A 22,281-nucleotide genomic window follows, 5' to 3' on the forward strand; every position below is an offset into this window, starting at 1 on the left:
GCATTAATTTTTAGCTGTATGAGGCCAAAAAGTAAAGCATAGCCAAGTAACTGCGCATCTTTTTAACGAAGATATAGCTGAAAAAAACATTTTATATATACTTATTTTGATGTTAATTTGGTATTAGTTAGTGTTAAACAAAAAGAAAGCCTCAATTGAGGCTTTCTTTGCATGTATAATATAAAGTTGTCTAATTTATTTTACCTTACTTCCTTTAATCGGTTTTGATCTATCTGGCAAAATTAGATTCAAAATAACTCCCACCAACGAAGCAAGACCAATTCCTGCCAAGGAGAAAGTTCCGTATGAAATTTGTGCTCCTCCAATTCCAACAGTTAAAACAATCGAAATAATAACTTGATTTCTAGTCTTCGAAAAATCGGTTTTTGCATCCATCAAGGTTTTAATTCCAATACTGGCTATCATACCAAATAACAATAACATAATTCCACCCAAAACGGCTTGTGGTATGGTTTTCAAGAATGCACTTACCTTACCAATTAAAGAAAACGCCACTGCTGTAACCGCAGAAATACGAAGAACACGAGGATCGGTAACTTTAGTTAATGCAATTGCTCCGGTCACCTCTGAATAAGTAGTATTCGGTGGTCCTCCAAAAAATCCAGCGAAAGCTGTTGCAATACCATCACCAAGTAAAGTTCTGTGCAAACCAGGATCTTTCACAAACTTCTTATTTGCCACTCCTCCAATAGCATACATATCGCCAACGTGTTCAATAATAGGTGCAAATGCAACCGGAAGCATATACAATATTGCACTCCAGTTTAATTCTGGACGAACAAAATCAGGCAATGCGAACCAAGCCGCGTCATTTATCACTTGAAAGTCAACCGCACCCAATATTACAGAAAGAATATAACCAACTACTATCCCAATAAAAATGGGTATTAGTTTGATCATTCCTTTACTATAAACCACAATTATTACGGCAGTTAATAAGGAAACTGAAGAAATTACCCAGTTTGTTTTTGCCATATTTACAGCAACCGGGGCAAGCGAAAGTCCAATAATCATGATAACTGGACCAACTACAATAGCAGGGAATATTTTTTCGATAACACGTAATCCCCATACTTTAATTACTGCGGAAACAATGCCATACACCAGACCAACAGCAATTAGACCTGAGAGAGCTCCGGGCATACCATACAATTCTGTAGCAGCTACAATAGGAGCAATAAAGGCAAAACTACTGCCTAAAAAAACAGGAACCTTACCTTTTGTGATTAAATGAAAAATCAAGGTTCCGATTCCTGCTGTAAATAATGCGACTGATGGGTCAATTCCGACTAATAAAGGGACGAGGACTGTTGCTCCAAAAGCAACAAACAAGAACTGAATCCCGATAATAATTCTTTTCGCGGGACTATCAAAGTTCGGCGCGCTGGTTTCTTGAGATAGGATCATAAAATTGGTTTAGATTTTTTACAAATTGGCGCAAATATAGCAAGTATGCCTCGAAGATCAAATTTGAATAGGCATTTTTGGATAGATTCCTCCTACTAATGTTAGATACAAACTCAATAAATTCAAGTGCATCAAACCATCCAGCTAAAAAATAAAAAAACTAAAAAAAAGTGCAAACGAATGGAATTGTAACAATCTGTTTACTATTACTGCAGGGTTAAAATGAGAATACTAGCACCTGTTTAAAATTTAATGTCGCGAACCATTAATTGAGTTTCAACTTTCCCCATGTATTCATTTTCCTGAAGCGAGTAACATACATCAAATGGCACACCACTTGAAATTCGGGGAAATAACTTCCCCATCGAAAATGCAATACCTGCTTTTACATCTCCTTCGCGAATGTCGTCGACAACCGAAAGCTTAAGATGCTCTTTATTTTTCCCTACCGGGCGACTGTAACCGTAGTCGAGAACCTGCTCACTCACAAAAACCGGAGTCATGTTTTTAGGCCCAAAAGGTTCAAACTGCTTAATGATTCGGAAAAACTTAGGTGTAATGTCCGATAATTTTATATTTGCATCAATCTTCACCTGAGGAACCAACATATCCTCGGTAATGTTATTCACTACATAATCTTCGAAACGTTTTTGAAACTCGCCAACATTCTCGATTTTCATAGTTAGACCAGCAGCATATTTGTGCCCACCAAAATTCTCTAACAAGTCGCTGCACTCCGAAATAGCATTGTATAAATCAAAGCCATCTACCGAACGCGCACTACCAGTTGCGAATCCATTCGATTCGGTAAGAATTACCGTTGGTTTGTAATAATTCTCTATCATTCGGGAAGCAACAATACCAATAACACCTTTGTGCCAGCTACGATCGAACAGAACGGTGCTTTTTTTAGCTAAAAGAGCACTGCTTTTCGCAACTCTCTCTAGTGCCTCATCGGTAATATTGTGATCCAACTCCTTGCGATCCTCATTCATCACATCAATGGTATCTCCAATTAATATGGCCGATTCCTCGGTATCTGCAATGAGTAATTGTACCGCTCTATTTCCAGATTGAATTCTGCCAGCCGCATTAATTCTTGGTCCAACTTTAAAAACAATATCGTTTACCGTTAAATCCTTGTCAACACCAGCTAAATTTAAAATTGTTTTTAAACCCAATCTTGGTGAATTATTTAATTGTTGCAAACCAAAATAGGTAAGCACTCTATTTTCACCGGTAATAGGAACAATATCAGAAGCAATACTAACTGCAAGTAAATCCAGCAATGGAATTAAATCCTCAAAAGGCCAATTCATTTTTTGTGCCAAACCCTGCATCAGCTTAAAACCAACACCACAACCCGACAATGCATCGCATGGATAGTTACAATCCAATCTTTTAGGATCGAGAACGGCAACTGCATCGGGTAGAATTTCTCCTGGCGTATGATGATCGCAAACAATAAAATCGATGCCTTTTTCTTTGGCGTAAGCAATTTTACCAACCGCTTTAATGCCACAGTCTAAGGCAATTATTAAACTGAAATTATTTTCTGCCGCATAATCAATTCCAGCAGTTGAAACTCCGTATCCTTCCGAGTAACGATCTGGAATGTAGTAATCGATAAAGTCGAAATGCTTTCTTAGGTAGATATAAACAAGTGAAACAGATGTAGTTCCATCCACATCATAATCTCCATAAACCATTATTCGCTCCTGCTTCTGGATGGCTATTTCTAATCTTTCCACAGCTTTATCCATATCTTTCATCAGAAAAGGATCGTGCAAATCTTCCAAACTGGGGCGGAAAAATTTCTTTGCCATGTCGAATGTAGTAATCCCGCGTTGCACCAGTAAATCAGCGATTAAACGATCAACACCTAGCGAATCCATTAGTGTTTTTACCGTTTCTTCATTTCCCGGCTCATTGATTACCCATCTCTTTTCCATATACTAGAATTTGGCTAGCTAAATTAGTCAATTTCAAGCGTCATATCAAACAGTTTGCTGATATGATTCTTCAAATTATGTTTTACTTCTTCTATATCAAGCTCTTTGCCCAATTCTTTTTTTAAGGATGTTACTCCTTTATCAACAAATCCACATGGATTGATGTACTCAAAATATTTTAAATCGGTATTTACATTAAATGCAAAACCATGCATACTTACCCATCTGCTAATTCGCACACCAATTGCACAAATCTTTCGAACCGTTGGTTTTCCAACATCTAACCAAACTCCGGTAGCTCCCTCTAAACGCGTACCAACAATTCCATAATCAGCAATACAATTAATAACCGCCTGCTCTAATGTTTCAATGTACAATTTGATTCCCATATCGTAGGTTTCCAAATTTAAAATTGGATAACCAACAATTTGTCCCGGACCATGATAGGTAATATCTCCTCCGCGGTTAATTTTATGGAAAGTTGCTTCCTTTGCTTGTAGCTGCAACAAATCGAGCAGCATATTTTGCTCTTTTCCGCTTTTTCCTAAAGTGTAAACGTGCGGATGTTCACAGAAAAGTAAGTAATTGTTCGATAATTTTTTTTGATCGGCAGGAAGATCAGCATTTGCTTGTTTCGATGCAAGTACTTCGTTAAACAAATTCTCCTGATAATCCCATGCCTCTTTATAGTCTATCGATCCCAGATCGCGAAATACAGTCTTAATCATTTGATAAACTTCTTTTTAGATTCAAAGCATTTACATGGCGTTCTGCATGATACGAAGAACGCACCAAAGGTGTACTTTCTACAAATGCAAAGCCTTTTTCCAAACCAACAGTTTCATATTTTTTAAATACCTCAGGAGTAATATATTCCTTCACTTCCAAATGATTCTTGGTAGGTTGTAAATACTGACCAATCGTCATTACACGAACTCCTGCTTCCAACAAATCATCCATTACCTGATAAATTTCCTCCTCTTTCTCACCTAAACCAAGCATTATTCCTGATTTTGCAACAATACCCGAAGCCGAAATTTGTTTTAAAACCTGCAAGCTAAGATCGTATTTTGCTTTGCTTCTAACCTCGCGAGTTAATCTTCGAACCGTTTCTAAGTTATGAGAAATCACCTCCGGATTCTTATCAATTACTCTTTGAATATCTTCCTTTTTTCCGTTAAAATCGGGAATTAACACTTCTAAAGTAGTTTCTGGAGTTACCTCTTTGATACACTTAATTGTTTCTGCCCAAATTCCCGATCCACCATCTTCTAAATCGTCGCGATCTACCGAAGTAATCACAGCATGTTTTAGCTTCATCAATTTAATCGATCTGGCCAAACGTTTTGGTTCTTTCCAGTCTGCTTCTAAAGGCTTTCCTGTTGGAACATTACAAAATTTACAGGCTCGTGTACAAATATTTCCTAAAATCATAAAAGTAGCAGTTCCATTGCCCCAACATTCTCCAACATTCGGACATTTTCCGCTCGAACAAATGGTATGTAATCCATTCTCTTTTACAATTCCATTTATATATGCATAATCGTCACCCTTCGGCAACTGAATTTTCAACCAATCTGGTTTTCTTCTTGTATTCATTTTCATTACCGCTTTATTTTATACTGATGATTCAAGCTTCTTCCCGTATTTATATCAATACTATACAAACGATTAATACGTTAAAAAGAAGCGATTGATTTTCAGCAACAAACACTACAAAAAAAAATTAATTCTTCTCTAAAAACAAATTCACGCAAAGGTATTCGAAACAATTTAACTTTTCATGAAAAACCTCATCTTTTTGCTAGTTTGATGTGTCTTTCGTTATGTTTATTCAATCTAAATACCATTAACATCCTGCAATATTACCAAATATTTTTCGCTTTACAATGGCATTGCAAATAACATCCTTTTGGGTTCGGAATTAGAATTTTATCCGCAAAGTAAAACTCAGTGCGATTTAAGAACTCCAGTAAAATGTAAAAGCTAGTCGTGGCTCCATACTTTTCGGCTTTTAACATCGCAAATAGCAATAAATCCGATAAGTAAAGCTATTGAAATTAATTATTTGGACAGATTATATTATCTTTGCACCCGAATAAACTTTATTGAGATTAAGATGAATGCGTTAGAACTTAGTGAACAAGAAATCATTAGAAGGAATTCCCTTAAAGAAATGCAGTCGATGGGTATCAATCCATTTCCTGCAGCACAATATCATGTAAACAACTTTTCTTCAGATATTCTGAAAGATTTCGATCCTGAAAAGAAAAACCTTCAAGAGGTTTGTATTGCGGGTAGAATTATGAGTAGAAGAATTATGGGAAAAGCTTCCTTTTTGGAACTTCAGGATTCAAAAGGAAGAATACAGGTGTACATTACCAGAGATGATATTTGCCCGGGTGAAGATAAAACTCTATACAACACAGTTTTTAAGAAACTGACTGATATTGGCGATTTTATTGGTATTAAGGGATACGTGTTTGTTACTCAGGTAGGAGAAACTTCGGTGCATGCAACCGAAATGACCATTCTTTCGAAATCGATTCGTCCACTTCCTATTGTAAAGGAAAAAGATGGAAAAGTATACGATGCATTCAGCGATCCTGAAATGCGTTACCGTCAGCGATATGTTGATTTAGTTGTAAATCCAGGCGTTAAAGATGTTTTCTTGAAAAGAACAAAGATCATTAACTCGATGCGTGAGCTTTTCAACAGCAAAGATTATTTAGAAGTAGAAACTCCAATCTTACAGGCAATTCCTGGTGGTGCTTCTGCTCGTCCGTTCGAAACACATCACAATGCTTTGGATATTCCTTTGTACATGCGTATTGCGAACGAACTATATCTTAAAAGACTAATTGTTGGAGGATTTGATGGTGTTTATGAGTTTGCGAAAGATTTCCGTAACGAGGGAATGGATCGTACTCACAATCCTGAATTTACCGTAATGGAAATCTATGTTGCCTATAAGGATTACAACTGGATGATGGACTTTACGGAAGAAATGATTGAGAAAGTAGCACTGGATCTTCATGGAAAAACCAAATTAATGGTTGGCGATAAAGAAATTGATTTCAAACGTCCATATAAACGTATTTCCATGATGGATTCTATTCTTGAATTTACAGGAATCGATATCAATGGAATGGATGATGTTCAACTTCGTGAAGTTTGTAAAAAACTGAATATCGAAGCCGACGAAACCATGGGAAAAGGAAAATTAATCGATGAAATTTTTGGCGAGAAATGTGAAGGAAATTACATTCAGCCAACTTTCATTACTGATTATCCGGTTGAAATGTCACCGCTATGTAAAAAACACAGAGATAATCCTGAGTTAACCGAACGTTTCGAATTAATGGTAAACGGAAAAGAGCTTTGTAATGCTTATTCGGAGCTAAACGATCCAATTGATCAGTTGGAGCGTTTTCAGGAACAAAATAAATTAAGTGAAAAGGGAGATGACGAAGCAATGTTTATTGACATGGACTTTGTTCGCGCTTTGGAATATGGTATGCCTCCAACATCGGGTATGGGAATTGGTATCGATCGTTTAACCATGTTAATGACCAACGCCCAATCGATTCAGGATGTACTTTTCTTCCCTCAAATGAGACCGGAAAAGAAAGCTGCTGTTGATAGCGATGAAAAATTTGTTGCATTAGGAATTGCTCCCGAATGGATGCCAATTATTCGTAAAGCTGGATTTTTAACCGTTGCCAATTTAAAAGAGGAGAAGCCGACAAAACTTCACCAAGATATTTGTGGCTGGAATAAAAAACTAAAAATGGGATTAAAAAATCCTAGTCAAGAGGAAGTAGCTGCTTGGTTATCCTAAGCTTCTTCTAATAATATTTTCCATATCGGAGGTCGGGAATTTTTCCCTTCCTCCGATATTTAGTAAATTAGAGATCTGATAGTTACAGAAATATTTATCTAATCACACCTGACTTAAGCATAAATTCATGAATAAATCCTCAAAAATTGCCATAATTGGAGGTGGTAGCTGGGCAACGGCTATTGCAAAAATCCTTATGGAAAATGTTTCTGAGATCAATTGGTACATGCGAAACCCCGAAACCATTGATCAATTTAAAGAGTTGGGACATAATCCACGTTATATTACCAGTGCCGAATTCGAAACCGACAAAATTAATTTCTCTTCGGATATTAATGAAATCGTAAACAATTCTGACATTATTATTTTTGCAATACCATCTGCCTTCCTAAAAAATGCACTCAAAAATTTGACGGCAAGTATTAAGGATAAATTTGTTGTTTCGGCAATTAAAGGTATTGTTCCCGATGAGAATATGATTATTGGGGAGTTCCTTAACGAAAAGTTCGATGTGCCTATCGATAATATCGGAGTAATCTCAGGGCCTTGTCATGCCGAAGAGGTTGCTTTGGAACGATTATCTTACCTAACAATTGCATCTCAGGATACCAAAAAAGCAAGAGAATTGGCTCTGAAAATGGAATGTGCGTATATTAAAACAAGCATTTCGGATGATATTTATGGAACCGAATATGCTGCTGTTCTTAAAAATGTTATCGCTATTGCTTCGGGTATTTGTCACGGGCTACGTTATGGTGACAATTTTCAAGCCGTATTAATCTCCAACGCAATTCAGGAAATTAAACGTTTTGTAGATACCGTTCATCCTATTACCCGAGATATTAAAAGCTCTGCTTATTTAGGCGATTTACTGGTTACCTGCTACTCTCAATTTAGTAGAAACAGAACCTTTGGAACCATGATTGGGAAAGGCTACTCTGTAAAATTTGCTCAATTAGAAATGCACATGATTGCCGAAGGATATTATGCCGTAAGTTGTATTAAGGAAATAAATGATAAATACATGGTTCACATGCCAATAACTATGGCTGTTTATAATATCCTATACGAAAAAATATCACCAGCAATGGAAATTAAATTATTAACAGAGGATTTACGTTAAAGTTCTATTTCTATTGTAAATTTGCCTATCGAAAACACTTCGTTTTTCGAAAAGAAAAAAATACACATTGCAAGAATGTACACAAATAGCACATGCTGCAATTATTTAATTTTAAGATACGTTAATTAATTATACACATTAAACCCATTTCTGTCTTTCGCTCTGAGGGGGTATCGGTTCTGACAGGTATGGATTTTACACCTTAATTTGAAAATAATGGAACACATCAAGTTGAGTTTTGAAAAATCGTTAAGCTTTGTAAGTAAAGAAGAGATTTTCAAATTTAAAGAAGAGAGTAAAAAACATGTAACTGCTCTTCGAGAAGGAACCGGTAAGGGAAATGATTATGTTGGATGGGTAGATTTACCTTCTAAAATTACCGAAGAAGAGTTGAATGATATCGAAGCAACTGCTTTATCCTTAAAAGAAAAAGTAGAAGTATTAGTGGTAATTGGTATTGGAGGATCGTACCTAGGTGCAAAAGCAGTAAACGACGCTTTGGCTCATAGTTTCGATCAACTGAATATCGATAACGAAAATCCATTAGTATTATATGCCGGACAAAACATTAGCGAGGATTATCTGTTTGAATTAATGGATATTTTAAAAGACCTTGAGTTTGGTATCTGCGTAATTTCTAAATCGGGAACAACTACCGAACCTGCAATTGCTTTTCGCTTGTTAAAAGAATTGTTGGAAGAAAATGTAGGCAAAGAAGAAGCTCGTGAAAGAATTATTGCAATTACCGATGCTTCGAAAGGTGCGCTAAGAACACTTGCCGTTCAGGAAGGCTATAAAACATTTGTTATTCCAGATGATGTTGGAGGACGATTCTCTGTATTAACTCCAGTAGGACTTCTTCCTATTGCTGTTGCAGGCAACGATATCAAGCAATTGGTAAAAGGTGCTAAATCGATGCAGGAATATGCCTTGTCAACTCCTTTCGAAGAAAACCCTGCCTTGTTATATGCAGCTACTCGTAATGCGCTTTATGCAAAGGGAAAAGGAATTGAAATTTTAGCCAATTACAATCCTAAACTGCACAATGTTGCCGAATGGTGGAAACAACTTTACGGCGAAAGCGAAGGAAAAGAAAATAAAGGTATTTTCCCTGCAAGTGTTGATTTCACCAGCGACTTACACTCTATGGGACAATACATTCAGGAAGGACAACGAAATATATTCGAAACTGTTATTTCCATAGCGAAACCGAACCACACCGTATTTATCCCTGAAGATAAAGACAACTTGGATAAGCTGAACTTTTTAGCAGGAAGAAGAATTGATGCTGTAAATAAAATGGCAGAATTAGGAACTCAATTGGCTCACGTTGATGGTGGTGTTCCCAATTTAAGAATTGAAATGCCTCAATTGAATGAATTCTTTTTGGGTGAACTATTGTATTTCTTTGAAATAGCTTGTGGCGTTAGTGGCTATATTCTGGATGTAAATCCTTTCGATCAACCCGGTGTTGAAGCCTATAAAAGTAACATGTTTGCTTTGCTTGAAAAGCCAGGATTCGAAGAGGAAACTAAGAAAATAAAAGAAAGATTGTAGCAGTAATTGCTAGCTTGTACTATAAAAAAGATCAACCTAGGGTTGATCTTTTTTTATGCTTTTTGCCCGAAGCTTTCGCTCCAATTTCTTTTTAATATCCCGGCGGATTCGAATTCTTTTCCCAATAAACTGTCCCAAAAAAAAAGCACTCACCATAATTGGATAAGTATATAGCTGAAAGCCCAAACCAAATAAATGTCGAAATAAAATAACAAAAGGAATTGGTGCATGAATGGAGACAAACCACATTACCGAGAATTTTTTAAAGCCTTGTCGGATGTAACCAAAAGGGACATTCAAAACAAAAGTGGAGAGTGCTGCAAAAAGTAAATTTAGTTCCATTCAAACGAATATATTAATAATATCTGAATTCTCATCTTCCTTTTGATTCTACTCCGGTATAGAAGAAGAACCTTCCACTAAGACTGGCTTGCGAATATGCTTTAACAGATTACAGAGTTGATACTCACTTGCTTTTCCGCGCTCTGGTCGCATTACCAATTTTCCGATATCGGAAATTTCGAGAATATACTGCCATAATCGCTGATATTGAATATGATTCTGAATAACCAATTGTTTTCTGCGACTAATCATTTCTACTTTTTGCAAATTCATTCTTGTCATTTTACCAGTTAACTCATGTAATTCGAGCCCCAGCTCTGCAGGATATCCCTTAGCTTGAAGCGCAACTAAATTAGTGGCGATATTTTTTTCCACCTCTTTTATTCGCATCCAACTTCCTTCCACATTTTTCCTTTTAAGCTCCTGTTTTGCTTCCCGCACTCCAAAATCGGCAGGAAGCACTTGTAACTGATCTGCCGCACGAGTAGCGTACGCATCCACCCGATCTAAAAGATAGCTAATCTTTATCATCACCGCATAACGAACACTTGTCAACTTCGATTTTTCCGCGGTTATTGTTTGAACCGAAGTAAGTCGTTGGGTTTTCGAGACTTCCTCGCGCACCCTTTTTAGGTAATCCTCATTAAACTCCGCCGAAAAGGAAGCAAAATGGTGCAAATCCCTGTTCATTAACTGTAAGAGCAGATCTGCCACAATTGGTAGTTCCTCCAAACGATACTTATTATACATTTTTCCCATGTGTCTGGTATTTTTATTTTCTCCTTCCGGTGATTTTATTTGCCTTCTAAAAACAAACCATCTTCCTAACAAGATCTTTTTACCCGTTTCGTGGATTTCAATATGCCTACTCCCATTCTACTCTTTCTTCCCCTTTATTTCCCCCTACTAAACTCTGATTATTTCTTCTTAGTAAATATTACTCATCTACAACTAGGTATTTCTGGTGTCTTATTTATTATCAAAAATCTATTTTCCGGTAGAACTAAAATCTGAATTCATAAATTTGTATTCCTATTAGCTACTTCTTAGCTACAAGTTACAATATCTATTCTTACCAGCCTATACTTACCAGAAATATTTTCCACATTAATCTACTCTATAACAGGATACTACTCCCACCCATTTTATCGAATCAATTGCTTATTAAACCTTCGCTTTAGTTTAGTACAAAATCAAAGGATTATCGGATTTAATAGCGCCGAATGCTTCCCAAAATTCAATACATTTGTGAAGAAATAAAATAGTTTAGAACAATGATTTGGAGCAATAAATTTAAGGGAAGTGCTTTGGCACTATTGGCCACCATCAGCTTTTCGAACATCTATATTTTCAGTAAACTGGCAATGAAAGATGTTAGTTTGGCCTCCTTTGGCATGCTATGGTTTGCCTTTGCCTTTTTCTACAACTTCTTGTACTATTACTTTTTTACCGAAAGGAAGAAAATTGATACACTAGCTAACAAATCAAAATTCATTTTATTTGTAATTGGCTGTTCAGAAGTAATATCCATGACAGCCTTTTTTTTCTCGATAAAACTTACCGAAAACCCCGCAGTGGTTTCCTTTCTTGCAAATACCAGTCCTATCTTTGTCATTTTTATTGGATTTGTTTTCCTGAAAATACGGTACAATTTACTGGCCGTGGCGGGCATTGTAGTAACTCTTGGTGGTGTTGCCCTAATCAACTATCATAACAGCCTCGATTGGGCAAGTTTTGCCTCTCCGGCGAGTATAGCAGCACTTGTTTTTGCCTTGTTTTATGGAGTTAGCCTGGTGCTTGCCCGATCCGAAATTAAAACCATTCCCTCTAGCCTAATTACGGTAGTTCGGTCCTTGTTTTTGTTTCTGGGATTTGGATTGTATAATCTCCTTACTTTTGAACTACCGCACTACACAGCCAGCTCTCTTTTTTACATCAGTATAGGATCTATTTTAGGTCCATTTTTGGGAGTTACCCTCACATTTGCCTCCTTAAAATATGTCGACGCTTCTATCACTACCTTAATTTGCACCTTACGAAGTTTCTTTATTGTATTAGGAGCCTTCCTTTTTATGAATATTTTACCAACTGGTAATCAGCTATTAGGTGGAATTTTTATCATTTTTGGCATCGTATTGATTACCGTAGGAGATATTCGAAACAAATAATTTTAATTGAAAACCCGGGCTACTTCGCTTAAAAGATCATTTTTGGTAATTGGCATGCTAATATAACCATCGCAACCGGCAGTTATCCATTGCTCCTGTTGCCCTTTAACAGCAAAAGCTGTTTGAGCAATTACTTTTAAATCCCTATTTCTCTCTTTTACAAAAGCCAAACAATCTATCGACGATTTATTTTGAATATTGACATCCAATATCAGTAAATCTGGATTCTCTTTGTCCACCATATTTATCATGATATTTTCATTAGAGGCATGAGAAATCACAAAATTAGTCCCATCAAATAACTTTTGCAGGTAAAGAAAAGAATTGTAATCTTCCTCTGCAATCAAAACCGATTTCAATCCTAAAGACTTTTGGGGCATTACCACCTGAGAATCATTAATATCAATCGTTTCATTTTTAGAATATGGCAGTGTAAAATAAAATGTACTTCCTTTGCCTACCTCCGATTCGAACCAAATATTCCCTCCAAGAAGCTCTACAAGTCCTTTCGAAATACTTAAACCCAGACCAGTTCCGTCGTTAAAACTCTCTTCGTCCCCTTGTCTAAAACTATCAAAAATAATAGAGTGTCTACTTTTAGGAATCCCGCAACCTTCGTCTTTCACATACACTTCAATAACCGTTTCGGTTACAGACTTCTTAAAATGGTAACCTACTTCAATTGTACCGTTTTCGGAAAACTTTACTGCATTGTTTATCAGGTTATCGAGTATCTGATGAAAACGATTTACATCGGTAAATACTGCAAGTTTGCCCTCCTTAGCTGGCAAGTTTACAACCAAATTAAGATTGTTTTTTTTCTCCCACAACTCGGTCCTTTTCGCTAACTCCACACTACCTATAAATAAATCGTGCAAATTAGTTTCGGCTCTATGTACTACTACCTGATCTAATTCTAATTTAGAAATATCCACAATATCATCAATCAATTGCAATAGTCTACTTCCCGAATTTTGAATAATATTTACGTACTGCGACTTTTCCGCCTCGTCGAGATCAGTACTAACTAACAATTCCGAGAAGCCCATAATTGCATTCATAGGGGTGCGAATTTCGTGACTCATATTAGCCAGGAAAATAGATTTCAACTTATCGCTTTCCTCCGCCTTCTCTTTTGCTTTTAACAGCTCTTTTTCGGCCAACTTTAGCTCTGTAATATCTCTAGATACACCCAACACTCCAAGTAATTTACCTTCGGCATCGTACATTGGTGTTTTAATGGTTTCGGTTAATATTCTACTTCCCGTTGTTGCAGAAATAGACCAGGTAGTAAATCGCACAACTTTTTTGCTGATCAAAACCTCCTTGTCCTTTTCCCCATAGTAATCAGCAAGCTCTTTCGGGTAAACATCATGATCCGTTTTTCCAATTAGTGAATTTTCCTGTACTCCGTTAAATTGCTCAAATTTACGATTGCAGGTTAAATAAATTCCATTAGGATCTTTCAACCAAATCATCTCGGGGACTGTTTCTATCAATATTTTTAGATGAGAACGTTCATTTTCCACTAAAGCAACAGCCTTTTTCCGCATAGAAATATCGCGAACCATTGCCCAAAACCCTTTAGGTTGTTGGTTTTCATCCTTCAATAAATAAATACGGAGTTCCACAGGAATTAAAGTCCCATCTTTCCGAGTACATTCCTTTTCGTATACTTCCGAACTTCCGTTTACCAGTACCTCCTCCTCCATGATTCTTTTCTCAAACTCCCGCCATTTGACAGGAGTTACAGCATGACAATTCATACCAATCAATTCATTAGAAGTGTAACCCCACATTTCTTTGTAGGCGGTATTAAATTCAATCACATTAAAATTTAAATCCATCACCACAAATGCATCGTTCATACTTTCATACAAACGAGAATATTTTTCCTGCGTTGCGCTTAAGGCAATTTTATTCTCCCTATTTTGCCACTGCCTGTTCATTACTAAACCCAATAACATATTGGCTAGTGGATAAATTGTTAATAAAGGCCAGGAAATTTTAAGGAGGGTTGGTATCACTTTTTCTGCTGGCAAAAATAATGTACAAGCAATCATTGCCAAATGAACACTTACCCCTAGTAATAAATATTTTACCCAAGAAGGTTTATACCCAATTTTAGACCATATTTGTTTCCAGAAAATACCAATAAGTCCTGAACTTACTATCACAGCAATTCCCATAAGCATTCCCTCTCCGCCCAAAATGAAACGATAGATACCAGTAATTAGTACCGCGACTATAGTAGGAACAGCTCCAAAAAATAATCCCGAAATAGAAAGAATAACCGAGCGAGTGTCAAAAACAACGCCTGGTAAAAGTTCCCAGGACGAAAGCATTAAAATAATACCGGTACTACCCACCAAAAGTCCCGCCAAAACCTGATCCCATATAGATTTTAAATCGGTACGCCTCACCCACAAATAATCGTACAGCATACTAAATGACAACAAAATTGCCATATTCTGTATTAAACCTATAATGATGGAATTATTCATAAAAACAAAATAGTCTTAATTTTAAATTCGTAGTTCTGGTTAGCCAAAACGTAGTAGTTCACTCATCTAAAAAAAGGTATACACCAATTTCGTTTATAAGGTTGTGTTTTTTAGTGAAATTTAGTTACGAAAAACTCAACATCCTATAGGTTTAGAGCACAAAAAAAGAGTAGACCTTGTCTACTCTTTTACAATAAAAAAAATCATCTGTTTCAGAACTAAGCCATTTCCTTATTCAAATGGTGTTTTTCCGTAAATTGGTTGATTACGTGAGCTAATTTTGGATAACCAATCTCCTCTAAATCATAATAAACCCTTGTAGTTGGTTTTTTAGTTGTAATAATTCGATTTAAATCGATAGGAGTACCAATAATAACGGTATCGCAATCGCTATTATTAATAGTTGTTTCCAAATCTTTCAGTTGCTGATCGGAATAGCCCATTGCAGGAAGAATATTCCCAATGTTAGGGTAAATTTGGTAGGTTTCTTTCAATTTACCAACCAAATAAGGTCGCGCATCAACCTCCTCTGCTGCGCCAAATTTTCTAGCCGCAATAGTTCCTGCACCAATCTTCATTTCCCCATGTGTTAAAGTTGGTCCATCTTCTACAATTAAAACTCGTTTTCCACGAATCAATTCAGGATGATCAACCGAAATTGGAGAAGCACCATCGATAACAATAGCTTTTGGATTTACCATAGCGATATTTTCGCGAACGGTTTGAATTCCTTCTGGCGATGCAGAATCCATTTTATTAATTACCACTACATCTGCCAAGCGCAGATTTACTTCTCCAGGATAGTAATTCACTTCTGCTCCCGGACGATGCGGATCTGCCACCGTAATGGTTAAATCTGGCTTGTAAAAAGAGAAGTCGTTATTTCCTCCATCCCACAGAATAACATCACAACCATCCGGATCATTCTCTGCTGCGCGAACAATAGCCTCATAATCTACTCCCGCATAAATAATATTTCCACGAGTAACATGTGGTTCGTACTCTTCCATTTCCTCCACAGTACACTTGTGTTTTTTTAAATCTTCCACTGTTGCAAAACGTTGTACTCTTTGGGCAACTAAATCGCCGTAAGGCATCGGATGTCGTATTGCTATCACTTTTAAACCTTTATCCATTAACTCTTCAATCACTTTTCGTGAGGTTTGAGATTTTCCACATCCCGTTCTAGTTGCAACCACCGCAATAGTGGGCTTACTACTTTTTATCATGGTATCGCCCGGACCTAATAACTTAAAGTTGGAACCTGCCGCATTTACAATTGCGCTAATATTCATTACTCGTTTGTAGGGAACATCCGAATAGGAGAAAATACAATCGTCTACACAATGTTCTTTGATCAATTTCACCAAATCGGCTTCGGCATAAATTGGAATTCCCGAAGGATATAACGAACCCGCCAGTTCACTTGGATATTTTCTTCCATCAATATCAGGAATTTGAGCTGCTGTAAAAGCAACTACATTGTACTCCGAGTTGTCTCGAAAGTAAGTGTTGAAATTGTGAAAATCACGACCTGCAGCACCAATAATAATGACATTCTTTTTAGCCATAACTTTTGTTCTTAAGTTAAAATTAGTAATAGGTATGAGTACATAAAATTAAAAATTTTAAGGACTTAACCTAAGTTTAAATCACTTAAGTTGAAGTCATTAAGTCTGTTTCTTAACACGACAATAAAAATTGACATTGTCCTAAAACTGTTCTAACTTATTTAGTTTTTATCCCATCCATCTTTTCCAAACTAATTTTAACCGTTGAACGAAATACAACAAACCAACATCCTATATCGGTATAACTCAAGAAAACCTGCTACTCAACATGAAAAAAAAGTACTGATACACAACTTACTGCAGTCTTTGTTCCATGAAAGAACACTTACGATCTGCCATCCACTAAAGCCTTCCTAAAACGAACCCAATATTTTAATCTCCATATTTCCTTTAGCAAATTGGTAAACAGTAAAATTAGCAACATTTATAATAGTACATTCTCCAGACAAGTAGGTTTTTCGCTACTTTTAAAAATAGACTAGTACCTGTACCGCAAAAAAAAGATAGCAGAAAGAGAATGGGAAATAGCATTTATTCCTTATTTTCGAGAAACCAGAACCGCAAAAACATGAACTTTTTAGCACATCAATATCTTTCCGGAGAATCGGACAAAGTGAAGATTGGAAACTTTATTGGTGACTTTATTAAAGGAAATAAATATCAGGATTATCCTCCAGAGGTTCAGAAAGGAATTCTCCTTCATCGTAACATTGATCACTTCACCGATCATCACCCTATCGTTTTACAAAGCTCGAATCGATTTAAAAAAGGATATAAAAGGTACTCCGGTGTTGTTATTGATGTGATTTACGATCATTTTTTAGCTCGCAAATGGGATGAATATCACACCCAATCCATTTCCCGTTTTGTCAATAAATCTCACGAGATTCTTGTGAAAAACTTTTTAATTCTTCCTGCAAAGGTAAAGTTATTCCTTCCCTTTTTAATTCAAAGCAGAAGATTAGAAAGCTATTCGAGCATGGATGGATTACAAGCAGCATTAGAAATTATGGCACGCAGAACCAGTTTACCAGCCCAAACCGATTATGCTATAAAAACTTTAATCGATCAGTATAGTGATATTGAAAATGAATTTGATTTGTTTATGACCGATCTTATTGATTACGTTCGTACCGAACATCAGATTATCGTAATAACTCCAAACGATTCGCATCTAAACGAAGAAAAACAAACAACAAAATTGTAAATGCCCATAAGGAAGATCCACCATAACTAAAAAATGGCAATGGAATTCCTATCACCGGTGCAAGCCCAATAGTCATTCCTACATTAATCGCTAGGTGAAAAAACAGAATGCATGCCACTCCGTATCCATAAATTCTACTAAAAGGAGATCGTTGTCGTTCCGCCAAAAACAGTAAGCGAATTATTAATGACATCAGAAAGATTAAAACAGCTGTAGAGCCAACAAAACCCCATTCTTCGCCAACAGTACAAAAAATAAAATCGGTACTTTGCTCTGGCACAAACTTAAATTTTGTTTGCGTTCCATTCAAAAAGCCTTTTCCTGCAAATCCTCCAGACCCAATCGCAATTTTTGATTGAGCTACATTATATCCAGCACCCGAAGGATCCGATTCAATTCCTAACAAATCGTTAATCCGTTCCTGTTGATGAGACTCTAAAATATTTTCGAACAAATAACTTACCGAAAAGGTAAAAAACAGACTTCCCACTGCAATAAGAAGCACCCAAATTGCATGCTTAAGACGTTCTTTATAAATATAATATAAGAAGGGAATAAAATTTAAAGCTATTGATAAATTCAAAATCGTATAAGCCGATAGTTTTAATTCCATCACCTGAACTACTCCCCAAACCAATGCAAATCCAATAAGAATAGCCGTAACCCCAATTCCAACTTGTTTCCAACGTGTTCCAATAAATTTTAAGGAGATAAATGCAAAGGCTAAAATAATTAAGAGTACATATAATTCGGGCATTAGCAAGGTAATTATAAACAATACCGCTGCTAAAACTCCAACGAACAGGGCCACTCCCGAAAGACCTTCGCGATACAAGACTAATATAAAAACAATATATACCAAGGCAGAACCAGCATCTCGTTGCAAAATAATCAGAACCGCAGGGGTAAATAGTATTACTCCCGATATAAATAAGGACTTAAACTTATGAATCTTAAAATTAAACTGACTTATGTACCTGGAAATAGCCAAACAAGTAGCAAATTTAGCAAACTCGGCTGGCTGTAAACGAATACCACCAATTTCGAACCACGATCGTGCTCCATTTACCTCTCTTCCAAAAATCAGAACGGCTATTAGAAGAAAAATCATGAGTAGATAGGTGGGATAAGCAAATGCCGAAAAGAATTTTCCTTCGATTAACAGAATAACCATTGCGAGGAAAAAAGCCGCACCAATCCACATCAATTGTTTTCCATATCTCTGACTAATATCAAAAATACTTTGGTGTTCTTCATTATAAACGGCAGCGTAGATATTTATCCATCCCAAGAAAACAAGCAGAACATATAAAAAAATTGTCCACCAATCCAGATTCTTTAACAAATTTACCTTTCTTGTCATTCCAACTTTCTTATTTATTCAACAACTCCAGGACTAGGAGCAGCAACCTGATTGATTAAATCAGCCTCAAGCATCCTTTTTTCGATCCATTTTTTGCTCTCTGCAATCTCTCCTTTTAAATATTTTTCAATCATTAAACCAGAAATTGGTGCTCCATATCTACCTCCCCATACGCCATTTTCAACATACACTACAATAGCAATCTTTGGATTTTCGCGTGGTGCAAATGCCACGAAAACAGAGTGGTCTGCCTCATCAGAATTTTGTACCGTTCCCGTTTTACCACACACCCGAATATCCTTTACTGCAGCCAATGTTCCTGTACTTCCTGCTCCACCAGAAACAACCATCTCCATTCCATCAATTATAGGCGTGAAATGAGAAGAATCAACGGTCGTATAATGTTTCTCTAAATACTTATTATCCAAATAATTATCTTCCCCAACGCCTTTAACAATATGGGGAATATAATAGTATCCTTTATTAGCAATTGCCGCAACCATATTTGCCATTTGCATCGGTGTAATCTGCAACTCTCCTTGTCCAATTGCAAGCGAAATTGCATTTAAAGCCCTCCAATTGGTTCGATACTTGTTCTGATAATATTCATTCGTAGGAATGGATCCTGATTTTTCATTTTGAATATCCACACCCAACTTATCTCCAAACCCAAAAGAGATAACATGTTGTCTCCATTTGGTATAGCCATTTTGAACAGATCCAAACTTAGGACTCTCTAAAGTATAGCGAAATACATTCGCAAAGTAGGCATTACAAGATTGCTGTACTGCTTGTCGTAAATCAAGTGGAGAAGAATGGGCATGACATTTCATGGTAAAATTACCAGCATGATAACCATGCTGACATTCGAATCGGGTAGAAGGACTAATTACACCTTCTTGAAGAGCAACTAATCCATTAACGAGTTTAAAAATAGAACCCGGAGGATAAAGCGCCAACATCGTGCGATCAAATAAAGGCTTTAAGGAATCGTTCTGAACCATCATTTGATAATTCTTATTCATTGCTCGTCCCACAAACATTTCTGGATCGTAACCTGGACTCGATATTTTTGCTAATATCTCCCCTGTTTGAGGTTCAATGGCAACAATTCCACCTTTTTTATTTTGCATTAGCAATTCACCATATTGTTGCAAATCAATATCCAAACTACTGTGTAAATTTTTACCTGATACCGCTTGTTTATCAAATTTACCGTCGCGAAAAGAACCTTTAATTCGGTTAAAAACATCTACCCAATAAATTTTCACACCCTTTTCACCACGCAACTCCTTTTCGTACATCCGCTCTATACCGCTTTTCCCAATATAGTCTCCTTGTCGAAAATAAGGGTCACTATTAATTTCCTGATTGGTTACTTCTCTCAAATATCCTAATGCATGAGCGGCGCTGTTTAATGGATATTTACGCAAGGTTCTGGTTTGAACAAAAAAGCCTGGATACTTATATAACTTCTCCTGCAAAACAGCATATCTTTCGGAGGACAACTGTTTTAAAAAAATAGATGCTTTTCGATAAGAATAACGTTTTGCTTTCGCAATTCCTTTAATTAACTCCAGCTTTTCGATTCCCAACAATTGGCAAAAGTCAGTTGTATCGAAAACATCTAGTTGTTTAGGAATTAACATTAAATCGTAGGCCGCTTGATTGTACACCAACAATTTCCCATTACGGTCATAAATTAATCCCCTTGCCGGATATTGTGTTACCTGACGTTGAGAGTTATTCTCTGCTGACAATTTATAGGTGTCGTCAATTATTTGAAGGTTAAATAAACGAATAATAAAAATTAGCACAACCAGAATGAATATTCCGCCAATAATATATTTTCGGTTCGAGAAATTATTCATTTAAGTAGTAATTAAACTATTTTTTAAACAACAAAAATTGTGATGTAATGAGTAAACTTAGCGTAAAGAATGTACTAAAAATGATTCGAATAATAGTTTCACTAAAATTGGAAAATGAAAATACTTCTATAAAAAATAAAAAACTATGATGCGCTACCACTAATAGAATACAATACTTTAAAAACCATCCGAATCCATAATGCTGAATACTTGGAGTTGTTCCTTGTTCATATCCATCTCGTACCGATAAATAATTTAATATATACGGACGCAAGTAGGCCATAAAAACACTAGCAGAAGCATGCATTCCTGGAGTGTTGGAAAAAACATCAACACTTAAACCAAGAAAAAAAGCCAACATTAGTAACAACCAGTTAGGTGTCTCGAACGGAAGCAATAATATAAATAAAACATACAGGTAAGGATTTAAAAATCCACTAATCTGAATATTATTTAAAATGGCTACCTGAATAAACACAAGAACCACAAATCTTAAGGTATTTTTTATGATCTGATTCATTCTGTTTCCTCCTTTTCCAATTCTAACCGTTCCGACTTCATCAAATCTCCAATCACTTTCACATACGATATGCTTCTAAAATCATTTGTAAAGGCGATTATCACTTCATGAAAATTACCTCCTGAACTTGGTAAAATTTCCTGTATTGTTCCCAGCAACAAACCCTCCGGAAAAATGGAAGAGTAACCACTAGTAACTATTGTATCGCCTGTTTGAATAGACACGTGAATTGGAATTTCGTACAATCGTGCTGTTTTGTAATCTTTGCCATCCCAAGTAAGAGAACCAAAATAGTTATTCTTCTTAATCTTGGCCGATACACTTATTCGACTATTTAATAAGGAAATTACGGTGGAAAAATTATTAGAAACACCTTTTACCACACCAACTACACCATGATCCGTAACCACTGCCATTTCGGGTCGAATACCGTGCAATCTACCTTTATCTAAAGTAATATAATTCAATTGCTTATTTACGGAATTATTAATGATTTTAGCTGTTCGATAAAGATATTGCTGTTGATAAATGGAATCATGATAAAGAAAGGAAGAATCAACAGATAGTTTAAAGGAGTCACCTAAAAGATTTTTTAAACGAGCATTTTCTTTGTTTAAATCTTCGTTGATTTTTGCTAATGCCAAATAATCAGTTGTTGATGAAACCCGCTTGTATAAATTTCCACTAACCGCATTACTCGAATTTAGGAATTCGGTTTTTTGATAGTTATTGTAGCTAACTAACAATAACATACAAAAAATTTCAATTACAATAAATAGGATCGTAAAATGAAATCTTACGATAAAATGTAATAAATTCTTCATTCAAAAAATC

General features: G+C 36.1%; 17 protein-coding genes. 5 read left to right on the forward strand and 12 right to left on the reverse strand.

Annotation, left to right across the window (positions count from 1 at the left end):
• Positions 1-195: 195 nt before the first annotated feature.
• The 4 genes from BZG02_RS02295 to lipA form a co-directional block, all read right to left on the reverse strand.
• On the reverse strand, positions 196-1,428 hold the full coding sequence (locus BZG02_RS02295) for a uracil-xanthine permease family protein (protein ID WP_101259787.1): 1,233 nt from the start codon (positions 1,426-1,428) through the stop codon (positions 196-198).
• A gap of 242 nt (positions 1,429-1,670) precedes the next feature.
• Positions 1,671-3,380, reverse strand: coding sequence for a single-stranded-DNA-specific exonuclease RecJ (gene recJ, locus BZG02_RS02300; RefSeq protein WP_101259788.1), 1,710 nt, complete (start codon positions 3,378-3,380; stop codon positions 1,671-1,673).
• A 23-nt stretch (positions 3,381-3,403) separates the two neighbouring features.
• Positions 3,404-4,108 (reverse strand): lipoyl(octanoyl) transferase LipB, encoded by a 705-nt coding sequence (lipB, locus tag BZG02_RS02305; protein WP_101259789.1) that lies wholly within the window; start codon positions 4,106-4,108, stop codon positions 3,404-3,406.
• Positions 4,101-4,985, reverse strand: a complete 885-nt coding sequence (lipA, locus tag BZG02_RS02310; RefSeq protein ID WP_101259790.1) for a lipoyl synthase — start codon at positions 4,983-4,985, stop codon at positions 4,101-4,103. The genes lipB and lipA overlap by 8 nt, the downstream gene beginning before the upstream one ends.
• A gap of 514 nt (positions 4,986-5,499) precedes the next feature.
• Here lipA and lysS point away from each other — a divergent pair.
• The 3 genes from lysS to BZG02_RS02325 all read left to right on the forward strand — a co-directional run bounded on the left by lysS (position 5,500) and on the right by BZG02_RS02325 (position 9,901).
• A complete protein-coding gene (gene lysS / locus BZG02_RS02315; RefSeq protein WP_101259791.1) occupies positions 5,500-7,221 on the forward strand; it encodes a lysine--tRNA ligase in 1,722 nt (573 codons plus the stop codon).
• Positions 7,222-7,348: 127 nt separating this feature from the next.
• Positions 7,349-8,344, forward strand: a complete 996-nt coding sequence (locus BZG02_RS02320) for an NAD(P)H-dependent glycerol-3-phosphate dehydrogenase (RefSeq protein WP_101259792.1) — start codon at positions 7,349-7,351, stop codon at positions 8,342-8,344.
• A 216-nt stretch (positions 8,345-8,560) separates the two neighbouring features.
• Positions 8,561-9,901: a glucose-6-phosphate isomerase gene (locus tag BZG02_RS02325; RefSeq protein WP_101259793.1), complete on the forward strand. Its 1,341-nt coding sequence runs from the start codon at positions 8,561-8,563 to the stop codon at positions 9,899-9,901.
• A gap of 36 nt (positions 9,902-9,937) precedes the next feature.
• On the opposite strand, the gene BZG02_RS02330 is transcribed toward BZG02_RS02325, so the two are convergent.
• Positions 9,938-10,243, reverse strand: a complete 306-nt coding sequence (locus BZG02_RS02330; protein WP_180335596.1) for a hypothetical protein — start codon at positions 10,241-10,243, stop codon at positions 9,938-9,940.
• A gap of 48 nt (positions 10,244-10,291) precedes the next feature.
• Positions 10,292-11,002 (reverse strand): hypothetical protein, encoded by a 711-nt coding sequence (locus BZG02_RS02335; RefSeq protein ID WP_101259794.1) that lies wholly within the window; start codon positions 11,000-11,002, stop codon positions 10,292-10,294.
• 515 nt (positions 11,003-11,517) lie between these two features.
• On the opposite strand from BZG02_RS02335, the gene BZG02_RS02340 reads away from it, so the two are divergent.
• Positions 11,518-12,411 (forward strand): DMT family transporter, encoded by an 894-nt coding sequence (locus tag BZG02_RS02340; RefSeq protein ID WP_101259795.1) that lies wholly within the window; start codon positions 11,518-11,520, stop codon positions 12,409-12,411.
• 2 nt (positions 12,412-12,413) lie between these two features.
• On the opposite strand, the gene BZG02_RS02345 is transcribed toward BZG02_RS02340, so the two are convergent.
• Positions 12,414-14,915: a PAS domain S-box protein gene (locus tag BZG02_RS02345; RefSeq protein ID WP_101259796.1), complete on the reverse strand. Its 2,502-nt coding sequence runs from the start codon at positions 14,913-14,915 to the stop codon at positions 12,414-12,416.
• A 218-nt stretch (positions 14,916-15,133) separates the two neighbouring features.
• On the reverse strand, positions 15,134-16,486 hold the full coding sequence (locus BZG02_RS02350) for a cyclic 2,3-diphosphoglycerate synthase (protein WP_101259797.1): 1,353 nt from the start codon (positions 16,484-16,486) through the stop codon (positions 15,134-15,136).
• Positions 16,487-17,054: 568 nt separating this feature from the next.
• Here BZG02_RS02350 and BZG02_RS02355 point away from each other — a divergent pair.
• Positions 17,055-17,693, forward strand: coding sequence for an acyl carrier protein phosphodiesterase (locus BZG02_RS02355; RefSeq protein WP_180335597.1), 639 nt, complete (start codon positions 17,055-17,057; stop codon positions 17,691-17,693).
• On the opposite strand, the gene rodA is transcribed toward BZG02_RS02355, so the two are convergent.
• Genes rodA through mreC form a run of 4 tightly spaced genes read right to left on the reverse strand, consistent with a single transcriptional unit; the run spans position 17,632 to position 22,271 of the window.
• Positions 17,632-19,056: a rod shape-determining protein RodA gene (gene rodA / locus BZG02_RS02360; RefSeq protein WP_101259799.1), complete on the reverse strand. Its 1,425-nt coding sequence runs from the start codon at positions 19,054-19,056 to the stop codon at positions 17,632-17,634. The genes BZG02_RS02355 and rodA overlap by 62 nt on opposite strands.
• Before the next feature lie 14 nt (positions 19,057-19,070).
• Positions 19,071-20,927, reverse strand: coding sequence for a penicillin-binding protein 2 (mrdA, locus tag BZG02_RS02365; RefSeq protein WP_101259800.1), 1,857 nt, complete (start codon positions 20,925-20,927; stop codon positions 19,071-19,073).
• A 16-nt stretch (positions 20,928-20,943) separates the two neighbouring features.
• Positions 20,944-21,447, reverse strand: a complete 504-nt coding sequence (gene mreD, locus BZG02_RS02370; protein WP_101259801.1) for a rod shape-determining protein MreD — start codon at positions 21,445-21,447, stop codon at positions 20,944-20,946.
• The gene (gene mreC, locus BZG02_RS02375; RefSeq protein WP_101259802.1) at positions 21,444-22,271 is read right to left on the reverse strand and encodes a rod shape-determining protein MreC; all 828 of its coding nucleotides are present in this window, start codon (positions 22,269-22,271) and stop codon (positions 21,444-21,446) included. The genes mreD and mreC overlap by 4 nt, the downstream gene beginning before the upstream one ends.
• Between the last annotated feature and the right edge of the window lie 10 nt (positions 22,272-22,281).

Source organism: Labilibaculum filiforme, assembly GCF_002843315.1.
In the GTDB taxonomy this organism is placed as follows: domain Bacteria; phylum Bacteroidota; class Bacteroidia; order Bacteroidales; family Marinifilaceae; genus Labilibaculum; species Labilibaculum filiforme.